The following is a 19,738-nucleotide window of genomic DNA, read 5'->3' as shown; positions in this document are numbered from 1 at the left end:
CGTACGACAGAGTGAGCGGCACCGTTCGCTGATGGCGAAGTTGGCGCGACAGAACAAGTTGAGGCCGCTCCAACGGGTGGCCATCTCTAATTCCGTCTGCGAACCCTGTTCACTGACCTAGTTTTCTGATGCAGATCGGTTGGCCATTAGGGACAGGGGTGCAATCCCAATTCGGACCGAAGCCGTTATTCAGCTTAGAAGGTGGAAGCCAATAGAAGCTCATAGCTATAAGGCACAGCAGAACGACGATGAATAGAATACCCATCACATCCCCGCACCTTGGATACGGCAGAGGCCATTTCATCACAGCGTCTCAGCCTCGTCCCGCTCTTTTTCCGCATGCAATCTGCGACGTTACGATTGCAACCTGTAAGGGAGGCGCTCTTTCGCGTTACTTAAACGCTTAATTCAAATCGTGCTGATTATCCGCGAGAGCCGCCTGTTGGCCCCTTAGCCGACCCTTCGTGCGCATGCGGGTGAGGACCGCTTGGACTCAAAGCTGACGTTAACGGTCAGTATTTCATACCGTTCAGATCGGGATGATCCTTGTAAATGTTGTCTTGAAGCACGGTGTCTATCTGGGCGATGATATCGCCCATCGATGCCCTCAATCTTAGAAACTCATCTGCTGGAGAGGCTTCTTTGGCGAGCGTAAGCGCCAAGGATAACTCCTCAACGACCCGCTCTGCGTGCTGCTTAAATCGTGCGGCTGATTTCGCGTCCATAGAACCTTCTCGTGGAACAGGGCCTGCCTTGCAAACGGCAGCATACCTGCCTTTGGGACGAGGGAGTCTTCCAAATGGCTAGAGCGCGACTGTTTCCGTTAATGGCCCCATGCCGACGAGCGTCTCAGCCGCCGCGACGTCCGCCGTCGCCGATAAACCGGGGCCGAAGCGATATAAAGTGCGCGAGCAGGGTTGATACCCTTTATTGAAACAACCATAAAGAGTACTAGCTTCGTTGCCGAAATCGGCGAAGGCATCGAATAGGCGGGGTCTAAAGGATGCAGGATTTGGCGTTGGCCATGGTGATTGTTGTGGCTCTCGGAGGAGTCTTGTTCGGTGTGAGATATATGCGTCGCGAAGCTTACCTGCCGTATCACGCTATCGTAGTTGGAAAGCCCTTCAACGAACTCGATTCGGGTGTTCAAGCAATCATTCTCGGCATGCTGAAAATCATTGGCAGTGGTTTTGCCACATTAGGCATTACGCTCCTTTGGTTGTGTTTTGCGCTTTACACGGGCGAACGCTGGCGCCGTGGGCGATCTTGACCGTCTCAGCCGTCGCGCTGATCCCGATGCTGTATGTTGCAATCACATTGCGAACGTTCCGGCCTGGCGCGCCGACGCCTGTACGTCCCACGTGCGTTATGATGATTTTGATTGTGATTGGCGTCGGTCTGTCTTTGTTTACGCAGCATTTTTAGAACGCAGTAGACGTCCGCTTGTGGCCCGTGACGGACCTTAGCTCAGAACACCGCGGCGGCCGCTTTCGGGAGGTGAGCCGACGTGCAATCTGCGCGATGGCTGCTTTTGACCGATAGCGGCGTTCAATGCGGCCACGCAACACACTTCGGCCATGGGCTAATCCGATAGCTCGCTGGCGAATGGGGACGCTGATGGTCAGATTGTATTGGATCTATGCTGCCGTACTCGGCTGCTTGACCTCGTCTGCACAGGCTGCCGGTGTTCAGCTTCTGGATACCGATCCAAGTCTGGCCGGCGCTATATGGTACCCTTGCGCGGCAGCGGCGCAACGAGTGCCGCTCGGCAAACTCACCGTCCAATTTATTGAAGCGATTGAAGGTGCGAAGGACTGTCCTGTCACAGGAACGAAATTGCCACTCGTGATTGTCTCACACGGACGCGGCGGTTGGTTCGGACAACACGATGACACGGTGCAGGCTCTGGCAAACGCCGGATTTGTCGTCGCCTCGATCAGCCTTCCGGGTGACAATGGAAACGATTCCTCGCAGCGAGACAGCCTTTCCATTCTGGCATCCCGGCCCGCCAGCATTATCCGATTGCTTGATTTCATCTTGAATGACTGGAAAGACCGGGCTGCGATTGATTCCTCCAGGATCGGCTTCTTTGGGTTTTCGCTCGGCGCCTATACCGGATTGGTTTTGGCGGGCGGCAATCCCGATCTCCGGAGATTTGCGCTTTACTGCTCGGATGCGAACCGAACGCGGGCATGCGAGCAACTCCGTAGCGGCGACATACCAAACAGCTTGCCTCACGAACCTCGTATCCGAGCCGCAGTGCTCGCCGATACGGCAGTTAACTTTGCCTTTCCCGCCGACCGCTTGGCAGACATAAAAATCCCGCTGCTGATCTGGCGATCAGAGTTTGGGGGTGCAGGCGTAGACCCGAAAAACTCAGCGCTCGTTGCTGAGTCGCTGCCCGGCAAGAAGGAAGTGCGTGTGGTGCCTGCCGGTCATTTTGCTTTCCTGTCGCCGTGCTCGGCAGAGTTCGCGGAGAAGCTTCCTCGCTTCTGTGCTGATCCGCCAGGTTTCGACAGGAGGGCATTCCATCGCGAGTTCAATGCCAGCATCATCGATTTCTTTCGAGAAACTCTCGTTCGCCAGGGTGAGAGCCGCTAAAGCAGCCGATCCATGGAACGCGACAGTAGGGAGCGCTTTTTCCCTTAGCCGAGGGGGCGCCTGAACGCGTCATGTCGGCTCTTGGAGACAAATCCGACGGCAACCCGGCATCCGCCGCTTTTGAACCGTTGCGGACCTCGGACGTCGGGATCAAGATTGGACCTTGAGACCGCGGCGTCGGCCTCAAGTGGGCGCCTCTAGGAGTAATCTTTGCCGCACTCCGAGACCGACGAAATGTCAGTAAGAAAGCAGCTTATCGCGGACGCGATGGTGGTTGATGGTCGAGGACGAGTCTTTGTGCAAAGGCGCTCATTGACGCGCGGGTTGTTTCCCGGGTGTTGGGACCTGATCGGCGGGCACGTCGAAGACAACGAGGATGTTCTTTCTGCTCTGCGCCGCGAAATACATGAGGAGACAGGTTGGCAGCTCAAGAACATCGTTCTTGAGCTAACACCTAAGTATTGGAGCTATGGGCCGACACCCTACGAAGAACGACAGTTCATCGTGACCGTCGACGGGGACCTCACAAAACCAGCTCTCGAAACCGGCAAGTTGTCAGAAACTCTCTGGGTTGATCGTGCGAACGTGGAGAAGCTCAAAGAAAACCGCAAGCCGGATGACCAATTGATCTACAATTCGGTGGTGGAGGCTCTGAACGTTCTGGAGACAGTGCGGCCTCGGATATGAGATTGTGGTTGCAATATGCTCCGCAACTGCGACTTGCTTTGCAAGAGATCACTAGATGAAAGATGCTATTGTCCGTCACGCAACAGAACACGACCTGCATCAGGTTTTGAACCTTTACAGGCATCTCCATCCTCACGAAGCTCAACTGGAGCCAGCTACGGCTGAGCGCGTCTGGTCCAATCTGCTTTCATCGAGCTTTGTGACTGTGATCGTGGCGCAAGCAGGTGAACGGCTTCTATCGTCGTGCACGCTCGCAATTGTGCCCAATCTGTCTCGGGGGGGCCGATCATATGGCGTCATTGAGAATGTAGTCACCCACGCCGACCATCGCAAATTAGGGCTCGGGCGACGGGTCCTCACCTATGCGCTTGAGATCGCATCGCAGGCCGATTGCTATAAGGTCCACTTGGCAACGGGGTCCAAGCGTGAGACGACTCTGCGCTTCTACGAGCGGGCAGGATTCGAACGAGGCGGCAAAACTTACTTCGAAGTGCGGCGGTCTCGGGAATTGGTCCTCAGCCGACTCCTTTAACGTGGGCTGACGATATCTACTCGCAAGTTTAGAGCGGCTATTCATCCAAATCGAATTTGTGAGCACCCGCTCACGGCGCCGGACACGCCGCTCCGGTCTTCGCCCAGGCTTCCACCAGCGTGCCGGCCTGCTGTTGCGTGCCCGGCACGGGCGAGCGGCCGAAGCCGGGCTTCCAAGCCCAGCCGACGAGGGTGTCCTTGCCGATATGGTCGATCAGGTCTTCCACCTTGCGGCCGCCATTGCGCGCAGGATCCCTGATCTGCTCGCAGATCTCGGCGACAGTCTTGCCCTCCCAGGCCATCTCGCGCGGGGCCAGATGCCAGTCGGGATGGCCGGGCATGCGGCCGGGCTCGAAATTGGCCTTCTGGTGGCAGGTGTTGCAGCGCATCGCCTCGAGGCCGTGGCCGTCGGCGCCGCGCGTGACGGGTGGCTGATGCAGGCGGGCATTGTCGCCCTGGTGCGGCCTGTCGCCGGCCGGATGACAATTGGTGCAGCGCGGATGCGTCAGTACCTTGCCGAGTTCGGTGAAGATTGCGGCCGAACGCTTCTCTGTGTCGCCGATCGAAGCAAAGCTCTCGGGTGAGGCGAGGGCGTGGCTTGCCGTCCCCGACGCCGCAAAGCCCGCACTGAGACTGCCGGCGAGGGCGGCGACCACAGCAATCATCTTGAACCGCAGGTCGGAGATCATGATGCGCGTCACTTGGTGGCCATGAGGTAGCGCTTGGAGTCGGCGAGGATCACGTCGCGCACCGCCTCGTGATATTTGACGTAGCCGGTGCAGCGACAGAGATGACCGTCGAGCGCATCCGCGATGGTCTGCTCCAGTGCCTCGCGCGCCACCGGTGTCCGCGACAGGCGCTCCAGCAAGACCTGGCCCTCATTGAGGAAGCCGGCGGTGCAATAGCCGCACTGAAAGGCGAAATGCGCGATGAAGGCCTTTTGCAGGGTCGAGAGCTCGCCGTCCTTCGCGTGCCCCTCGACGGTGCGGATCGACTTGCCGTCGAAATTCACGGCGGGCGCGACGCAGGTCGGGCTGGTGGTGCTGGTGCCGTCGGGCGCGTCGACGATGACGGCGCAGCTCAGGCATTGCGCGGCGCCGCAGCCGAACTTGGTGCCGGTCATGCCCAGCATCTCGCGCAGAAAATCATTCATCGAGAGATCGTCGCGGACGTCCATCGGACCGTGCTTCTGGCCGTTGATGGTGAGGCTGAGGGTCGTCACGCGAGCACTCCCTTCAATAGGCTTGCGGTGACCGGCAGCGCACGGAAGCGATGGCCGGTGGCGTCGTGGATGGCGTTGATCAGCGCCGGCACGATCGGGATCATCACGACCTCCGCCATGCCCTTCGGTGCTTCGTCTGCCGTCTGCGGCTTCAGCATCTCGATCTCGAGATCGCGGAGCGGCAGGTCGGAGCCGCGTGCGACCAGATAGCGCCCGAGATTCCATTCGCCGTTGCCCGGCCCGCCTTCGAACGGGGGCAGGGTTTCGAGCAACGCGTAGCCGACGCCCATGGCGAAGCCGCCCTGGGCCTGGCCCATCACCACCTCGGGCACGAGCGCGGTGCCGCATTCGAGCACGCTATAGGCCTTGGCGATGCGCAAGCTCCCGGTTGCGCGCTCGATCTCGACGCGAACGACCGTGCCGCACATCGAGGTGTAGGCGGTGCCGATCCGGTTGTTGTCGGTCGGCGGAAACTTGACGCTGGTGCGGTTGATCCGCTCGAACTTGCCGTTGCCTTTGCGGATCGCCAGCGCGTCGATGTCGGCGCGGTATTGCTCCCCTAGCAGCGGGAAGCGTGCCCGCGACCACGCCCAGCGCGAGAAGCTGTGCGCAACCGCACCGGTGACGAAGCCGCGCGAATGAGCTGTTGCCGAGAGCACGGAGAGGGCGAGCGGTTCGAGGCCGTGCATGGTGAGCTGGCCGTTCTTCCAGCTTGCGCTGGCCCATTGTCCCGCGCGCGGATCAGTCTTTGCGATGCGCCACAGCTCGAGCGCCGCGGGCCACAGGCCGAACCGGAAAATGACGCGGGCGGCTTCCGCGGCGGAATGGGTGCCGACATGGGCGCCGATCGAGGAGCTCGTCGGCGAGCTGATCGCAGGCACCCAGCGCGGGTTTTTCTCCGCGGCATCCTGGGTCTTCTGGTCCATGGTGGAGGGATCGCCCGACGTGACCAGCCCGAGCACGTCATAGCTGTCGACGCGAGCGACCGAGACCTCGTCGGCGATGGCGCCGAGATGGCCGGCGACGCGGTTGGCCAGCGCCGTCCCGATGCCGTTGCCCATCTCGACATGATCGCAATAGATGACGATCTTGCCGTCAGGGGCGAGCTCGACACGGCCGAGCGAGCCGTCTGCGCCGGAGCCATAATCTTTCGTCACGCAGGCGACGCCGGTGCCGACCAGCCGATCCGACGAGGTCTGCTTGAACTGCGCCCGCTGCTGCCAGATCGGATGCTTCTCGAGCTTGTCGAGGATTTCGGGCGTGCGCACCGAGACGATGTAGGGATTGCCCGTCATGGTCCGACCGTTCTGCGGCAGCGCGTTGCGCCGCCGGAATTCGATCGGATCGTGCTTGAGCTCGGATGCCGCTTCGTCGATCAGGACCTCCAGGGCCGTCATGGCTTGCAGGATGCCGTAGCCGCGCATCGAGCCCGCGCTCACGCCGCGCGAGTGCACCGCGACGGTCCTGACGTCGACCTTCGGAATGTCGTAGATGCCGATCGCGCCGGTGGCCGCGACGACGGCGACGCTGGCCGAGAAATGGGCGAGCCCGCCGCCGTCGAGCACGTGATCGGCGGCGAACGCCTTGATCTTGCCGGTCACGCGATCGATGCCGATGCGCGAGCGCATCTTGATCGAATGGCGCTTGATGCCGGCCTGAAACTGCTGGTAGCGGTCATGCGCCAGCCGCACGGGCTTGCCGGGAAAGCAGACCGCCGCGAGCGCAACATAGAGAATGAAAGGCGTGTGATCGCGGCCACCAAAGCCGCCACCGACATGGGCGAACTGCGCGTTGATGTGCGCCGGCTTGTAGGGCGCGCGGGCCTTGCCCAAGAGATGCGCGATCGATTCCGCCGCCTCGTAGGGCGACTGGACGCCCAACAGCAGTTCGAGATTGCCGCCCTTGCCGTCGTACCAGGCGAGCCCGCATTCCGGCTCCAGGAACATCGGGTCGACCGATTGCGTCTCGAACTCGCGGTCGAGCACAAGCATGGAGGCGTCATCCGCTGCAAGCTCGGCACGGATCTGCTCGCCATATTTCGCCGCCTTGGCGTAATCCGCGGGCATGTCCTTCGCGAGCGGCGACCACACTGGCAGCGCCGCGCTCTGGACCTTCTTGGGCGAGACCCAGCCGGCCTGGAGCGGCGAATAGACATCCGGCTTGTCAGGCGAGGGGCCTGCCACGCGGGTGAAGCGGAAGGCCCCGTAATCGGGGACGACGACTGGCCCGGTCTCCTCGCCGAATTGGACGAACGTGCCGTCGCGTAGCGCCAGACGTGCCTGATCGAAGGCGTCGAACTTCTCGAAGATCAAAAGCGCGACCGGCTGTCCCAGATAGAGCGGCGTCTTGCCGATCGGACAGAACAGGTCGCCCGCGTAGAACTCCGGCACCTGGGTCCCGATCCGGTCGAGATCGGCGGCAGTCACCACGACCGACGGCTTGAGCGCGCCGCCGAGGCGGGCGAGGTCCAGCCCGGTATAGACATGCGTGGCGTCGTTGGCGCGGACCAGGATGGCGTGCGAGGTGGCCTGCGGCCAGCCCTGCAGATCATTGGCGCGGAAGTCGGAAGCGTAAAGCTTCGCACCGGTGACCTTGGCGACGCCGTCGATCCGGCCGGCGCCCGCCGTCGCGGGATTGAACTTGCCGCGTCCAGGCAGCGTCTCGTGCGCTGCGAAGGGCACGCCGGCTGCGGACGCCAGATGTGACAGGCTGACCGAGATGCCTCCCGCCGACAACCACTTCACGAACTCACGTCGCGAAGGCCTCATGATCATATCCTTGTACAGAGTTTCGAGAACATCGGGATGCGGCCAGCATGCGATGTCCGGAGGGCATAGGTCAGCGCCAGCGCGAATCCGTCACGATGCATCCTGCGACGATAGAACGGCTGAGGAGGTTTACAACCAATGAATGTGGTGCGCTTGCGCCTCGAATTGTGGTTTGGTGCTTGCTTTAGAGTCGAATCGAACGGAAGACGGTCCGGCAACAGGGGGCGCAATTCAAATGCAGCAGGATCCGAACGGTGCGTCTTCAGTCACCAGCGCCATGGGCACGACGACATTGTCGCGCCGTCAATTGCTGGATTGCGGTCTCAAGGCGGGCGCGTTGTCGCTGTTCGCAGGTGCCGCAAATGCCCAGCACGCCGTGCACGACCATGCGGGCATGTCCCACACCGCGGACATGTCGCCGAGCATGGGGATGGTCGCTGAAACGCCCGTTCCCGCCATGGACCAAGCGCTGGTCGAGCCCGAGGTGCGGCGGTCCGTCAATGGCGTGCTGAGCACGACCATGCGCGTCGGCTATGCCTATCGCCAGATCGGCGGCGTCAGGCTCTATGTCAGGTCCTATGAGGGCGGCAGCCCCGGCCCGACCTTGCGCATGAAACCCGGCGATACCCTGCGCATCAAGATGATCAACGATTTGCCGCCGAACCGCGATGGATTGCCGGCCGACATCAGCCATCCGCACCAGTTCAACAACACCAATTTCCATTTCCACGGCGCGCATACCAGCCCGAGCGGGATTTCCGACAACGTCATGCGCTCGATGGCGCCAGGCCGCAGCTACAACATCGAAATCACCCTGCCGGCCGATCACACCATGGGCACCTACTGGTATCACCCGCATCACCACGGCAGCGCCGACATCCAGATGTCCTCTGGCATGGTCGGCGCCGTCGTCATCGAGGGTGATTTCGCCGAAATTCCCGAGATCGCCACAGCCCGCGAACGGCTCATGGTGCTCACCCAGGTGGTCTACGATTCCAACGGCATGGTCGAGAATTTCGAGACGCTGTTTCCCGAGACCGCGACGCGCTTTCTCGCCATCAACGGCCAACGCCGGCCAATGATCGAGATGCGGCCCGGCGAGGTGCAGCGCTGGCGCATCCTCAATGCCGCCTATCAGGACGACATGCTGCTCGACCTGGAGAAGCACGATCTGCAAGCGATCGCCTATGACGGCATCCAGCTCGGCGCCATGCAGCCGCTCAAGCAGGTCCTGATTGCGCCCGGTCAGCGCGCCGACATTCTGGTGAAGGCAGGCAGCCCCGGCACCTACGCCTTCAACGCCACGCCCTACGATCAGGGCCACCCTTCGCCGGTCGGGCCCTTGGCGCGGGTCGTGGTCTCGGGCGCGCCGATGGACATGAAGCTGCCGCGCGCCTTGCCGCCGGCTCCGCTCGCGACCATCAAGGACTCCGAGATCACCAACCGCCGCAAGGTGGTGCTGTCGGCGACCGCGCCGGAGGCCGACGCCGCCGGCCATTGGCAGGAATTCGAGTTCTTCGTCGACGGCAAGAAGTTCGACCCCGGCCGCATCGATCAGCGGGTCAAGCTGGGCGCGGTCGAGGAGTGGACCATCGTCAACACGCATGAGCATGACGACCACGTCTTCCACATCCATACCAACCCGTTCCAGGTGATCTCGGCCAATGGCAAGGCGCTGGCGGTGCCGGAATGGCGGGATTCCGTGATCGTGGAGCGCAAGGGCGGCCAGGTCGTGTTCCGCTCGCGCTTCATCGATTTCACCGGCGTCTACATGCTCCACTGTCACATGATGAACCATGAGGAGATGGGCATGATGCAGACGGTCGAGGTCTATAAGGCCTAAGCTGCGGGTCGAATTGCGCGAATTTGGCGGCAGACGGGGCTGATCCGGGCCTGGCCGGGCTTCCCCTGGCGGCCCGCATGGCCTATTGACGCTGCAACGCAACAATCCCCCAAAAAGACCCCATGATCCGCCTCGACAACGTCAGCAAGCAAGCCGGCCACCAGATCCTGTTCATCGAAGCGTCCGCCGCCCTCAACAAGGGCGAGAAGATCGGGCTCGTCGGGCCGAACGGCGCCGGTAAGACCACGCTCTTCCGGATGATCGCCGGCGAGGAACCGCCCGATGAGGGGCAGGTCTCGACCGATCGCGGCATCACCATCGGCTATTTCAACCAAGACGTCGGCGAGATGGCCGGCCGCAGCGCCGTGGCCGAGGTCATGGACGGGGCGGGACCGGTGAGTGCGGTGGCGGCCGAGCTGCACGAACTCGAGACCGCGATGGCCGACCCTGATAAGGCCGACCAGATGGACGAGATCATCGCGCGTTACGGCGAGGTGCAGCACGCGTTCGAGGAGCTCGACGGCTACGCGCTCGACGGCCGCGCGCGCGAGGCGCTGTCCGGCCTCGGCTTCAGCCAGGAGATGATGGACGGCGACGTCGGCAAGCTGTCCGGCGGCTGGAAGATGCGCGTGGCGCTGGCCCGCATTCTCCTGATGCGGCCCGATGTCATGCTGCTCGACGAGCCGAGCAACCATCTCGATCTCGAAAGCCTGATCTGGCTGGAGAAGTTCTTGCACGATTACGAAGGCACGCTGCTGATGACCTCGCACGATCGCGAGTTCATCAACCGCGTGATCTCGAAAGTGGTCGAGATCGATTCCGGCTCGCTCACCACCTACGCCGGCAATTACGAGTTCTACGAGCAGCAGCGGGCGCTAAGCGAGAAGCAGCAGCAGGCGCAGTTCGAGCGCCAGCAGGCCATGCTCGCCAAGGAGATCAAGTTCATCGAGCGGTTCAAGGCGCGCGCCTCTCACGCAGCTCAGGTGCAGAGCCGGGTGAAGAAGCTCGACAAGATCGAGCGGGTGGAGCCGCCGCGCCGCCGCCAGACGGTTGCGTTCGACTTTCCGCCGGCGCCGCGATCCGGCGAGGATGTCGTTGCGCTCAAGAAGGTGTTCAAGGGCTACGGCAGCAAGCGGATCTATGACGGGCTCGATTTCATGATCCGCCGCAGGGAGCGCTGGTGCGTGATGGGCGTCAACGGCGCCGGCAAATCGACGCTGCTCAAGCTCGTCGCGGGCGCGAGCGAGCCGGACGATGGCACCGTGGCGGTCGGCGGCAGCGTCAAGATGGGCTATTTCGCGCAGCATGCGATGGATTTGCTCGACGGCGAGCAGACGGTGTTCGAGTCACTCGAATATGCGTTTCCGACCGCGGGGCAGGGCTCTCTGCGCGCGCTCGCCGGCTGCTTCGGCTTCTCCGGCGACGACGTCGAGAAGCGCTGCCGCGTGCTGTCGGGCGGCGAGAAGGCGCGCCTCGTGATGGCGAAGATGCTGTTCGATCCCCCGAACTTTCTGGTGCTGGACGAGCCGACCAACCATCTCGACCTCGCCACCAAGGAAATGCTGATCACGGCGCTGTCGGATTTCGAGGGCACCATGCTGTTCGTCTCGCATGACCGGCATTTTCTCAGCGTCCTGTCGAACCGCGTGCTGGAGCTGACGCCCGAAGGCATCCACCAGTTCGGCGGCGGCTACACGGAATATGTCGCGCGCACGGGGCAGGAAGCGCCGGGGTTGCGGTCGTAGTGATCGGCGGTAGCCCGGATGGAGCGAAGCGCAATCCGGGTTTCGTGCCGCGTGGGCAGTCGCGCGATGCGGTTGGTCCGGCCCCGGATTACGCTTCGCTCGATCCGGGCTACAGGGGCCCATTGAAATCTTGTAGCCCGGATGGAGCGAAGCGCAATCCGGGTCAGTCTTCGCGTTCGCCGAAGGTACCAACAACCCCTCCAGATCCTCCCCAATCGAGCGGAAGCAGGCCTTCGCGGACGTAGCGGTGGAGCGATGAATGCGGCCAGTCTGCCGGCGAAGAGACGTACCCGTGCTTGACTGGATTGTAGTGAATGTAATTCGTGCATCGTTCAAAATCCGCGTCATCGCGAATGGTGTGCTCCCAAAACCGCCGTTGCCACAGAGAGAACTCGCCACGACGATTGCGGGAGATGGCGGCACCTGAAGTGGCGAGTTGATGCGTGAAGACACTCTTGATGCGCCGCCACCGGCCGGAGAAGTCGGAGTCTGCGTCGGGCATCGTCATGATGACATGCAGGTGGTCCGGCAAGACCACGATTGCATCGATCGTGAACGGCCTGTCGGCGCGCGTCATACGAAATGCGTCGCGCAGTTTGTCAACATGATCGACCAACGCGGATGATCTTCGATCATCCCGCGCCACCGTGAAGAAGAAGGTCCCGCCAGGGACGAAGTTGCGCCGGTAGCGAACCACGCGGGCACCTTCCCGGATTACGCTTCGCTCCATCCGGGCTACAACCAGATCGAGAGATTTGCAATCCATTCGCTTGCTTGCGCGTTTCAGGGGCTCTCGCTACGCTCTTTCAAAAAAGGGAGCGAAACGCGCGTGAAGCAGGTCAGGTTCGGCGACATCACCATCGACGCGGTGATCGAGCGGGAGGGCCCGTGGCGGCGGCCGCAGGATTTTTTCCCGGCCTATGACGAGGGCGTATTCAAGCGGCATTTGCCGACGATGGAGCCGGAGGTGTTCGACGCCGCGCGCGGCATGATGGTGATCACCTATCAGACCTTCGTGGTGCGCACGCCGCGCTATACCATCCTGGTCGATACCTGCACCGGCGAGGACAAGGGCCATCCGCCGCCGTTCGATTTTCCGGGCAAGGCGCGCTGGCGCAACGAGCTGTTCGCGCTCGGCATCGGCTTTGAGCAGATCGACTACGTGTTCTGCACGCACCTTCACATCGACCACACCGGCTGGAATACGAGCTTGCGCGACGGTCGTTGGGTGCCGACGTTCCCGAATGCGAAATACGTCTTCCACAAGGGTGAATATGCGGCCTGGGAGGCCGAGCATGCCAAGGGCTGCAACCCGCCCGGCACCGTGTTTCGCGACAATTGCCTGCCGATCGTCGAGGCAGGCCAGGCGCTCCTGGTGGATGACGATTACGCGCTCGACGACACCGTCACGCTGACGCCGACGCCGGGGCATTCGCCCTGCCATTGCTGCGTGAACATCTTCTCGAAGGGGCGCCGCGCGGTGGTCGCCGGCGACCTCATGCATCATCAGATCCAGTGCCGCGAGCCGGACTGGTCGGCCAGACCGGATTGGGATCCGAAGCAGTCGGCGGTGTCGCGGCGAAAGTTCTTTGCTTCCGTCGCGGACACCGACACGCTGATCCTGCCTGTCCATTTTCCGGCGCCGACCGTCGGCCTGATCAAGCCGCGCGGCGCCGCCTTTGACTACCGGTTCAAGCGGGAGTAGAGCGACCGCAGGTCGGACGCCCTAATAAGTGTAGAACATCCGCTGGATTTCCTTCGTGTCGGTCGTCTTTGTCAGCGCCAGCATCAGCAGAATGCGCGCCTTTTGAGGGTTGAGCGTATCCGAAACGACGAAGTCGTGTTCGTCGTCCTTGGCCTCGCCATTGCGTGCGACGATGCCGTTCCCGACACGGCTGCTGCGAACGATCACGACACCCTTCTTGCGGGCCTCGTCGAGAGCTGGCTCGACCGCGGGCCTGGCCAGGCTGCCGTCGCCGACGCCGGCATGCACGATCCCCTTGGCTCCGGCGCCGACAAAAGCGTCGATCGCGACCCGGTTCATGTTGGCATAGCCGTAGACGATATCGACTTGCGGCAGGACATCGAGGCTGGAGACGTCAAATTCGGAGTCCGCCGTGTGGCGGCGCGTCGATTGACGATAGAAGTACGGCTTGTTGCCCTGCATGTAGCCGAGAAAGCCGAGTTCCGGTGTACGGAAGGTGTCTGCCGTCGAGGTGTTGTTCTTGGTGACATCGCGAGCCGCGTTGATCTGATCGTTAAGAGCAACCAGCACGCCCTTGCCGACGGCCTCGTCACTGCCCGCGAGGATCACCGCATTAAAGAGGTTGATCGGCCCATCCGCGCTGATCGCCGTCGACGGTCGCATTGCGCCGACGACGACGACGGGCTTCTTGCTCTTGACGACGAGGTCCAGAAAATAGCTGGTTTCCTCGATCGTGTCGGTCCCGTGCGTGATCACGATGCCGTCGACGTCGTCCTGCGCGAGCAGCGTGTTGACGCGCTTGGCAAGCTTCAGCCAGTAGTCATTGTTCATGTTCTCGCTGGCGATCTGGAAAACCTGCTCGCCCTTGACGTTGGCCACCGTTTTCAGTTCGGGGACGGCATTCAGGAGGGTCTCTATGCCCACCGTGGCTGCGGTGTAACCGACCACGGTGGTGCTGCTCGCCCCGCTGCCGGCGATCGTGCCGCCGGTTGCGAGCACCATGACGTTGGGCAGTCCCGGGCCCCGCGCGTTCGCGGCTTCAAGTCCGATGAGCAGCGCGAAGAGCATGCTCATTGCCGCGATGAAGTGATGACGCACTCGAGGTTGCCACATCTTGACGTCCCTTTCCTAGAAAGCCTTGTCGATGCGCCCCGCTTCGCTCAGCACCACATGATCGGTCAGTCGAGAGCTCCTGTCTAGGGCGACGCTTTCGGATGATTTGGTCTGGAAGCCGGCACACGCAAACACACACGCGAATGGCCGGGACAAGCCCGGCCATGTGGCAGTTCGTCTGGCGATTGCTCGCTAAAGCAGCAGCGAATTCGCGGCGCCTTACGCGCCCATCTCGCACTTCTTCATAAAGCTGTTCTTGGCGGCGCCGGCGAGCGGCTTGCCCTCGGCGCTGACGGCCTTGGGCGCGCAGGCTTCGGCTTTGCACTTCTTCATGAACGAGGTCTTGGCGGCGCCAGCCAGGGCCTTGCCGTCCTTGCCGACGGCCTTGCTTTCGCAGGTGTCCTCCGCGAAGGCCGAACCCGCTGCAAACGTGGCAACGATCGCAGCCAGGAAAATCCGCTTCATCATGATTGTCTCCCTAAACCAGAAATGGCACGCGGATTGGAGCCGGGAATCGTGGCGCAATCAAGCTGGATGAGCGCCTGCCGTCCGGTCTTCCTGGCGATTTTTCGAACGCGGGTTCGACGGGGCCCACGGTCTGCTGCACTGCTCGCTGACCGGGACGGGCGATCCTGCTAGCTTCGGGCGAGTTTAGCCGAAGGGAGATCGTGATGGAGACCCTGATTGCGAACATGCCGGATGCCGCTTCTGACCGGCATTCTCACCTGGTTCGGCCACAAGACATGGAATGGCAGAAGACGCGCTTTCCCGGCTGCGAGGCCAAGACGCTGCTGTTCGATCGCAGCAGCGGTCTGATGACGGCCTTGATGCGCTTTGCGCCGGGATCGGTGCTGCCCGATCACGAGCATGTCGGCGTCGAGCAGAGTTATGTCATAGAGGGCGCTCTCGTCGACAACCAGGGACCGGCCAAGGGGATTGCCTGCAAGGCCGGCGAATTCATCTGGCGCGAGGCGGGCAGCCGGCATGCGGCCTGGTGCCCGGAGGGCGCCCTGATCCTGGCGATCTTCCAGGTGCCGAACAAGTTCTTCGAAGCCGACGGCCGCGTCGTCGATGCCGCCGGTCAAGATTGGGACCAAACGTGGGGGCACACCAACGCGCAACGGGCGGGGAGGCCGCGATAGGCGGCTCTTCGCAGCTCAACTGCCGTCATCGATGCTTCTGACGAGCATGGTGACCTGAACGGCGATCAGCCGCCGCATCTCCTTGCCGTTCCTGGCGGTTTCGCGCAGTCCCCGCATGCCGAACACCAGGCATCGCGCCAGCACCTCCGGCTCGATCGCTATCCCGGCGGCCTTCACCTGATCGCGGATGAGGTCGGCGACCAGACACTGGAAGTTGTCGTAGACCTTCCGAACTGCGGGGAAACGGAGGTCGAACAGATCTGCCGAATCGGGATGCGCCTCGATCAGGTCGAAGCCATGCGATCCCCAGGATTTGCAGGCGTGGAGCAGCTTGGCGTGAAGGCCGTCGAGGCGCGCGATTGCGGCCCTGATCTCCCGATGCTTCTGCTCGTCCATTCGCTGGATCACCGCCGCGAACACGGCATCCTTGTCGGGGAAGAGCAAATAGAGCGCCGGCCGCGACATTCCCGCCTTGGCGGCGACGTCGCCCATCGTCGTGCGGGCATGGCCGTAGCGGGAGAACACCTCCGTTGCAGCCTCGACGGCAAGCGCCTCTTTCGAAATGCTGGAACGAGCCATGAGCCTCACAAGCGTTGGAATTGAACGTCGGGTCATATTGACAAGATATCAATAATTGTCAATTTGACGGAAGCGGCATGAGGCCACGAGAGGTTCTGCGAGATGAGCGATGAAGCGCGACTGAAGATCTGGAACACCTATCAGGCGGCGTGGGGACCCATCGATGACGACGAGCGGCGTCGGCTGCTTGAGCAAAGCGTGGCCGCGGACTGCGTGTATACCGATCCGGGCTCGCAGATTGAGGGACGCGACGCCTTGATGGCGCGCATCGGTCAAACCCAGCTCAAGTTTCCCGGCGCGCATTTCAGGAATGACAGCTTCCTCGAGCACCATGATCAGGGGCTTTTTCGCTGGACGATGTACGACGGCGCCGGTCGCGTGTTCGTCACGGGCGAGAGTTTTGGCCGCTTCGGCGACGATGGCCGCCTCGTTCAGGCGACGGGCTTCTTCGAGGTGCCCGCAGCCAAAGCCTGAGCGCTGGCCGGCGCGGCAGCCGATCCTGCCGCTCCGGGCGTCGCCCTCAGGCGCCGCGCGCGAGAAGCGCCTTGAAGTCCGCGCGTGCGCGCTGTGCTTCGGCTCGCGCCACTGCGGAGGCGTCGCCGAGGCCGAAATAGCCGTGGATCAGGCCGGGGCCTTCATGATGCTTCACCGGCACACCGGCGGCTTCCAGCGCGCGTGCATAGGCTGTGCCCTCGTCGCGGAGGGGATCGAACCAGGCGGTGGTCACGATCGCGGGCGCGACGCCGGCGAGCGAAGCCGCGCGCAGCGGTGATACGCGCCAGTCGGTCGCATGCAAGGGATCGGCGAGATAATGGCCGCAGAACCACTCCATCACGGCGCGTGAGAGGAAGTAGCCTTCGGCATTCTCGGCGCGCGAAGGGAAGTGTGCGTTCTCGCGCGCGTCCGCATAACTCCCGAGGACGTCGGTTACTGGGTAGACCAGGAGTTGTGCGGCGAGCTTGATGCCGGCGTCGCGGCAGGCGATCGCGGTGGTGGCGGCGAGATTGCCGCCGGCGCTGTCGCCGGCAACGCCGAGGCGTTTTGCATCGGCGCCAAATTCCGCGACGCGGCCAAACACGTCGCTGACCGCGGCAAAGGCGTCCTCGAACGCGCCGGGAAAGCGCGTTTCGGGCGGGCGACGGTAGTCGACGGAGACGACGACCGCGCCGGTCTCGATCGTAAGGTTGCGTGCCTGCCGGTCGTGAGTCTCGAGGTCGCCCGCGACCCAGCCGCCGCCATGGAAAAACACCACGGTCGGCGCCGGCGTGGTGCCGACCCGGTAGATACGTGCATCGAGCGGTCCGGCGCCGCCTTTCACCTTGATATCCGCGACGATGTCCACCGGCGGCGGCGCTATGGCCGCGCGTGAGGCAGCCAGTGCGCGCAAGGAATCGCGTGCGCTCTGTGGCGTCATCGTCTTGGCATCGCGCATCGGCAGCAGCGGAATGATCTGGGCGATGACGGGATCGAGCGGTGCGGCCATGTTGGGATCCTCACAGGGTTCTTGGTCTTGCTTGCGGGTTAGCATAGATATGGCGCGCCGCATCGGCAACGGCTCGCAGTTGCCATGCCAGGGTTTGCGATGCCATGGGATGAACGGGCAGGGAGGTCTTGAGGTGGAATTCGAAACGCTGGTCCAGTCGCGCCGCAGCGTGCGCGGCTTCAGGAACGAGCCGGTGCCGCGCGCGGTGATCGAGGCGATCATCGACAGTGCCAAACGTGCGCCGTCGTCGATGAACACCCAGCCTTGGCATGTCCACGTGCTCACAGGCGGGCCGCTGGAACAGCTGCGCCGACGCAACATGGAGGAAATGGTTGGCGGCGCCAAAGTCAAGCGCGACATCGTCAGCCATGGCGAATACCAGGGCGTGCACCGGACGCGGCAAGTCGACGTCGCCAAGAAACTGTTCGGCGCGATGGGGATCGCGCGCGACGACAAGCCGATGCGGCAGGACTGGGTGCTGCGCGGCTTCCGCCAGTTCGACGCGCCGGTCTCGCTGGTCTTGACCTATGACCGCGTGCTCGATCCCGGCGCGGTCTGCCATTTCGATCTGGGCGCGCTCTGCTACGGCATCGTGCTCGCGGCCTGGGACCGCGGTCTCGGTTCGGTGATTAACGGGCAGGGCATCATGCGTTCCGACATCGTGCGCGAGGTCGCGAACATTCCGGAGGACGAGGTGATCATGACCTGCGTCGCGATGGGCTATCCCGACGACAACTTTGCCGCGAACGCCGTTCGCTCCGATCGCGAGGGCAACGACGATTTCGTGCGTTACGTCGGATTCGCCGAGTAGCGCAGGCAGAGGAGATTATTCTCTCGCCGAATTTTTTTTGGTGCGGACCGCTTGGCGGCCTCTTGCATTCTCGATCGTGCGGGAGGAACAATGTGCGGACTGAAAGGTTTGATGCTGGCGCGAGGGAATTGACATGCGGCGGCTCGCTAGCCTGGTTCGACGGTTCTTCGGCCCGCGAGTGCGGCGTCCGATCGATGATGATCCAAGTCTTCCTTTCACCCCCGAAGAGTTCGGCCGGATGATCCGCAGCGGCCGGCACGAGGACATGAAGCTGCTGGCCGAAGGGCTGGCCTGCCGGACCGTTCCGCGCCGCACCAGACACCGCGCCGCGCACTAGGCTGGAGTCGAGACGGGTTGCTGCGCTCATCTCGTGAGTGCGACCTGTCTGAACGCGGTCAGCAGTGCCTTTTCCAGCTTTCCACTCATTCCGCAGAGAATGTTATAAGCCTCTGCCCGCGGCATCGTTGGCTTGTAGTGCCGGTGCTCGATCAGGGCAGCGTAGATGTCCGAGATCGTCAGGATGCGCACGATATCGCCGATGTTCCCGGCGCAGAGCGCATCCGGGTAGCCGCTGCCGTCGAGAAATTCGTGATGATGCCGCACGGCATCGAGGATCTCCGGCGAGATATTGTCGTGGTCTTTCAGAAAATCGTAGCCCGCCACCGGGTGCGTCTCGATCATGGCACGTTCCTCCGGATCGAGACGGCCGGGCTTGTCGAGGATGGCAAGCGGGATCCGGGCCTTGCCGATGTCGTGGAACATGGCCGCCGTGTATAGCCGCTCCAGATCTGACCTGCCGACGCCAAGGCTCAGGCCGAAATCGATGGCGACGCCGGTGACGAGGAGGCAATGCTGATAGGTCCCCTCGTGATGGCGCCGCACCGTCGTGAGCCATTCCGACAGGCCATGCTGGGTGATGCGATCGGCGATCTGGCGGCCGGCTTCCCTGGCGCCGCTGACGTCAATCGGCTGCCCCGATGTCACCGAGGCAAACATCGACGCGATGGCAATCGCCGCGGTCTCGACGGCGTTGTCCGGCTGCGGCGCGTGACCTGAGGAAGCAGGCGCCTCTTCGGCGGGATCAACCAGCGCTGCCAGCAGCTTGATCTTGTCGATCGTCCCGGGAAGGACGAGCGTGGCTCCGAGCGCGTAGGCCTGCGAGATACTCATGTGAGAGGAGTGCTCGACCAGGAAGATGCGCTTGGTTGCCTTCGCGAGCTTTACGCCTCGTTTCTTGATGGCCGCAATGGTGTGGACATCATGCAATTCCGCACGGATGACGATCGCGAACGGCACCTGGGACAGCTTGGCTTCCGCGTCGAGCCGTTCGCCTGCGACGGCAAACTGCTGCTCGAGCATCGAACAGACGCTCGACAATTTGTCTGAAGAATCAGCCAGCACATGCACGAACGGGCGTGCCGCTTCCTTCTCTCGGATGCCGCCGTCGCCCTTGACGCGGCGGGATATAATTCGCGCGTTCTGCACGGTTGACCTGAATTATGCTGAGT

General features: G+C 62.6%; 21 protein-coding genes. 11 read left to right on the top strand and 10 right to left on the bottom strand.

The features are described from left to right. Window positions 1-512: 512 nt before the first annotated feature. Window positions 513-725, bottom strand: coding sequence for a hypothetical protein (locus AC0L30_RS19630; RefSeq protein ID WP_219685704.1), 213 nt, complete (start codon window positions 723-725; stop codon window positions 513-515). Window positions 726-1,018: 293 nt separating this feature from the next. Between AC0L30_RS19630 and AC0L30_RS19625 the strand changes: the two genes are divergently transcribed. From AC0L30_RS19625 to AC0L30_RS19610, 4 genes are all read left to right on the top strand, one after another. Then, window positions 1,019-1,270 (top strand): hypothetical protein, encoded by a 252-nt coding sequence (locus AC0L30_RS19625; RefSeq protein WP_219685703.1) that lies wholly within the window; start codon window positions 1,019-1,021, stop codon window positions 1,268-1,270. Between the two features lie 347 nt (window positions 1,271-1,617). Continuing rightward, window positions 1,618-2,601 (top strand): alpha/beta hydrolase family protein, encoded by a 984-nt coding sequence (locus AC0L30_RS19620; protein WP_473404977.1) that lies wholly within the window; start codon window positions 1,618-1,620, stop codon window positions 2,599-2,601. A 210-nt stretch (window positions 2,602-2,811) separates the two neighbouring features. After that, window positions 2,812-3,288: an NUDIX hydrolase gene (locus AC0L30_RS19615; RefSeq protein WP_219685701.1), complete on the top strand. Its 477-nt coding sequence runs from the start codon at window positions 2,812-2,814 to the stop codon at window positions 3,286-3,288. Between the two features lie 55 nt (window positions 3,289-3,343). Next, window positions 3,344-3,820: a GNAT family N-acetyltransferase gene (locus tag AC0L30_RS19610; RefSeq protein ID WP_219685700.1), complete on the top strand. Its 477-nt coding sequence runs from the start codon at window positions 3,344-3,346 to the stop codon at window positions 3,818-3,820. A 70-nt stretch (window positions 3,821-3,890) separates the two neighbouring features. Here the strand turns inward: AC0L30_RS19610 and AC0L30_RS19605 are convergent, their stop codons facing one another. From AC0L30_RS19605 to AC0L30_RS19595, 3 genes are read right to left on the bottom strand one after another with little or no spacing between them, the layout of a single operon-like run. After that, a complete protein-coding gene (locus tag AC0L30_RS19605) occupies window positions 3,891-4,508 on the bottom strand; it encodes an Isoquinoline 1-oxidoreductase subunit (protein WP_219685699.1) in 618 nt (205 codons plus the stop codon). Window positions 4,509-4,516: 8 nt separating this feature from the next. Further along, window positions 4,517-5,041, bottom strand: coding sequence for a (2Fe-2S)-binding protein (locus AC0L30_RS19600; protein ID WP_007591800.1), 525 nt, complete (start codon window positions 5,039-5,041; stop codon window positions 4,517-4,519). After that, complete coding sequence (locus AC0L30_RS19595) at window positions 5,038-7,809, bottom strand: xanthine dehydrogenase family protein molybdopterin-binding subunit (protein WP_473404976.1); 2,772 nt, start codon at window positions 7,807-7,809, stop codon at window positions 5,038-5,040. Before AC0L30_RS19595 ends, AC0L30_RS19600 begins: the two co-directional genes overlap by 4 nt. Before the next feature lie 235 nt (window positions 7,810-8,044). Here AC0L30_RS19595 and AC0L30_RS19590 point away from each other — a divergent pair, with 235 nt between their 5' ends. Both AC0L30_RS19590 and AC0L30_RS19585 read left to right on the top strand, forming a co-directional pair. Next, window positions 8,045-9,652, top strand: coding sequence for a multicopper oxidase family protein (locus AC0L30_RS19590; RefSeq protein WP_219685715.1), 1,608 nt, complete (start codon window positions 8,045-8,047; stop codon window positions 9,650-9,652). A 122-nt stretch (window positions 9,653-9,774) separates the two neighbouring features. Then, entirely contained in the window at window positions 9,775-11,397 is a 1,623-nt protein-coding gene (locus AC0L30_RS19585) for an ABC-F family ATP-binding cassette domain-containing protein (protein WP_007591795.1), read from the top strand. 163 nt (window positions 11,398-11,560) lie between these two features. Here the strand turns inward: AC0L30_RS19585 and AC0L30_RS19580 are convergent, their stop codons facing one another. After that, on the bottom strand, window positions 11,561-12,094 hold the full coding sequence (locus tag AC0L30_RS19580) for an REP-associated tyrosine transposase (RefSeq protein WP_219683892.1): 534 nt from the start codon (window positions 12,092-12,094) through the stop codon (window positions 11,561-11,563). Window positions 12,095-12,226: 132 nt separating this feature from the next. On the opposite strand from AC0L30_RS19580, the gene AC0L30_RS19575 reads away from it, so the two are divergent. After that, entirely contained in the window at window positions 12,227-13,102 is an 876-nt protein-coding gene (locus AC0L30_RS19575; RefSeq protein ID WP_219683893.1) for an MBL fold metallo-hydrolase, read from the top strand. A 21-nt stretch (window positions 13,103-13,123) separates the two neighbouring features. Here the strand turns inward: AC0L30_RS19575 and AC0L30_RS19570 are convergent, their stop codons facing one another. Both AC0L30_RS19570 and AC0L30_RS19565 read right to left on the bottom strand, forming a co-directional pair. Beyond that, window positions 13,124-14,215, bottom strand: coding sequence for a type II asparaginase (locus AC0L30_RS19570; RefSeq protein WP_219683894.1), 1,092 nt, complete (start codon window positions 14,213-14,215; stop codon window positions 13,124-13,126). 219 nt (window positions 14,216-14,434) lie between these two features. Continuing rightward, window positions 14,435-14,683, bottom strand: coding sequence for a hypothetical protein (locus tag AC0L30_RS19565; RefSeq protein ID WP_007591786.1), 249 nt, complete (start codon window positions 14,681-14,683; stop codon window positions 14,435-14,437). Between the two features lie 203 nt (window positions 14,684-14,886). On the opposite strand from AC0L30_RS19565, the gene AC0L30_RS19560 reads away from it, so the two are divergent. Continuing rightward, window positions 14,887-15,357 carry a cupin domain-containing protein gene (locus AC0L30_RS19560; protein WP_007591784.1) on the top strand — a complete coding sequence of 157 codons (471 nt, stop codon included), beginning with the start codon at window positions 14,887-14,889 and terminating at the stop codon, window positions 15,355-15,357. Between the two features lie 15 nt (window positions 15,358-15,372). On the opposite strand, the gene AC0L30_RS19555 is transcribed toward AC0L30_RS19560, so the two are convergent. Then, window positions 15,373-15,936 (bottom strand): TetR/AcrR family transcriptional regulator, encoded by a 564-nt coding sequence (locus AC0L30_RS19555; protein ID WP_007591783.1) that lies wholly within the window; start codon window positions 15,934-15,936, stop codon window positions 15,373-15,375. 102 nt (window positions 15,937-16,038) lie between these two features. Between AC0L30_RS19555 and AC0L30_RS19550 the strand changes: the two genes are divergently transcribed. Further along, on the top strand, window positions 16,039-16,410 hold the full coding sequence (locus AC0L30_RS19550) for a nuclear transport factor 2 family protein (protein ID WP_219683895.1): 372 nt from the start codon (window positions 16,039-16,041) through the stop codon (window positions 16,408-16,410). Window positions 16,411-16,456: 46 nt separating this feature from the next. Here the strand turns inward: AC0L30_RS19550 and AC0L30_RS19545 are convergent, their stop codons facing one another. Beyond that, a complete protein-coding gene (locus tag AC0L30_RS19545; protein ID WP_219683896.1) occupies window positions 16,457-17,419 on the bottom strand; it encodes an alpha/beta hydrolase in 963 nt (320 codons plus the stop codon). A 133-nt stretch (window positions 17,420-17,552) separates the two neighbouring features. Here AC0L30_RS19545 and AC0L30_RS19540 point away from each other — a divergent pair, with 133 nt between their 5' ends. Together AC0L30_RS19540 and AC0L30_RS19535 are read left to right on the top strand one after the other, a co-directional pair. Then, on the top strand, window positions 17,553-18,230 hold the full coding sequence (locus tag AC0L30_RS19540; protein ID WP_219683897.1) for a nitroreductase: 678 nt from the start codon (window positions 17,553-17,555) through the stop codon (window positions 18,228-18,230). Window positions 18,231-18,363: 133 nt separating this feature from the next. After that, complete coding sequence (locus AC0L30_RS19535; protein WP_007591770.1) at window positions 18,364-18,567, top strand: hypothetical protein; 204 nt, start codon at window positions 18,364-18,366, stop codon at window positions 18,565-18,567. 26 nt (window positions 18,568-18,593) lie between these two features. Here the strand turns inward: AC0L30_RS19535 and AC0L30_RS19530 are convergent, their stop codons facing one another. After that, window positions 18,594-19,715, bottom strand: a complete 1,122-nt coding sequence (locus AC0L30_RS19530) for an HD-GYP domain-containing protein (RefSeq protein WP_219683898.1) — start codon at window positions 19,713-19,715, stop codon at window positions 18,594-18,596. Between the last annotated feature and the right edge of the window lie 23 nt (window positions 19,716-19,738).

Source organism: Bradyrhizobium sp. MI1.11 (genome assembly GCF_055811255.1).
This window is presented reverse-complemented; position numbering and strand designations above follow the sequence as displayed.

What these genes read in the sequence shown, in the direction of transcription:
- AC0L30_RS19550 (WP_219683895.1), top strand. Translation starts at nt 16,039, where the DNA reads ATGAGCGATGAAGCGCGACTGAAGATCTGGAACACCTATCAGGCGGCG.
- AC0L30_RS19560 (WP_007591784.1), top strand. Translation starts at nt 14,887, where the DNA reads ATGGAGACCCTGATTGCGAACATGCCGGATGCCGCTTCTGACCGGCAT.
- AC0L30_RS19630 (WP_219685704.1), bottom strand. Translation starts at nt 725, where the DNA reads ATGGACGCGAAATCAGCCGCACGATTTAAGCAGCACGCAGAGCGGGTC.
- AC0L30_RS19555 (WP_007591783.1), bottom strand. Translation starts at nt 15,936, where the DNA reads ATGGCTCGTTCCAGCATTTCGAAAGAGGCGCTTGCCGTCGAGGCTGCA.
- AC0L30_RS19545 (WP_219683896.1), bottom strand. Translation starts at nt 17,419, where the DNA reads ATGGCCGCACCGCTCGATCCCGTCATCGCCCAGATCATTCCGCTGCTG.
- AC0L30_RS19590 (WP_219685715.1), top strand. Translation starts at nt 8,045, where the DNA reads ATGCAGCAGGATCCGAACGGTGCGTCTTCAGTCACCAGCGCCATGGGC.
- AC0L30_RS19595 (WP_473404976.1), bottom strand. Translation starts at nt 7,809, where the DNA reads ATGAGGCCTTCGCGACGTGAGTTCGTGAAGTGGTTGTCGGCGGGAGGC.
- AC0L30_RS19620 (WP_473404977.1), top strand. Translation starts at nt 1,618, where the DNA reads ATGGTCAGATTGTATTGGATCTATGCTGCCGTACTCGGCTGCTTGACC.
- AC0L30_RS19605 (WP_219685699.1), bottom strand. Translation starts at nt 4,508, where the DNA reads ATGATCTCCGACCTGCGGTTCAAGATGATTGCTGTGGTCGCCGCCCTC.
- AC0L30_RS19535 (WP_007591770.1), top strand. Translation starts at nt 18,364, where the DNA reads ATGCGGCGGCTCGCTAGCCTGGTTCGACGGTTCTTCGGCCCGCGAGTG.
- AC0L30_RS19585 (WP_007591795.1), top strand. Translation starts at nt 9,775, where the DNA reads ATGATCCGCCTCGACAACGTCAGCAAGCAAGCCGGCCACCAGATCCTG.
- AC0L30_RS19570 (WP_219683894.1), bottom strand. Translation starts at nt 14,215, where the DNA reads ATGTGGCAACCTCGAGTGCGTCATCACTTCATCGCGGCAATGAGCATG.
- AC0L30_RS19565 (WP_007591786.1), bottom strand. Translation starts at nt 14,683, where the DNA reads ATGATGAAGCGGATTTTCCTGGCTGCGATCGTTGCCACGTTTGCAGCG.
- AC0L30_RS19610 (WP_219685700.1), top strand. Translation starts at nt 3,344, where the DNA reads ATGAAAGATGCTATTGTCCGTCACGCAACAGAACACGACCTGCATCAG.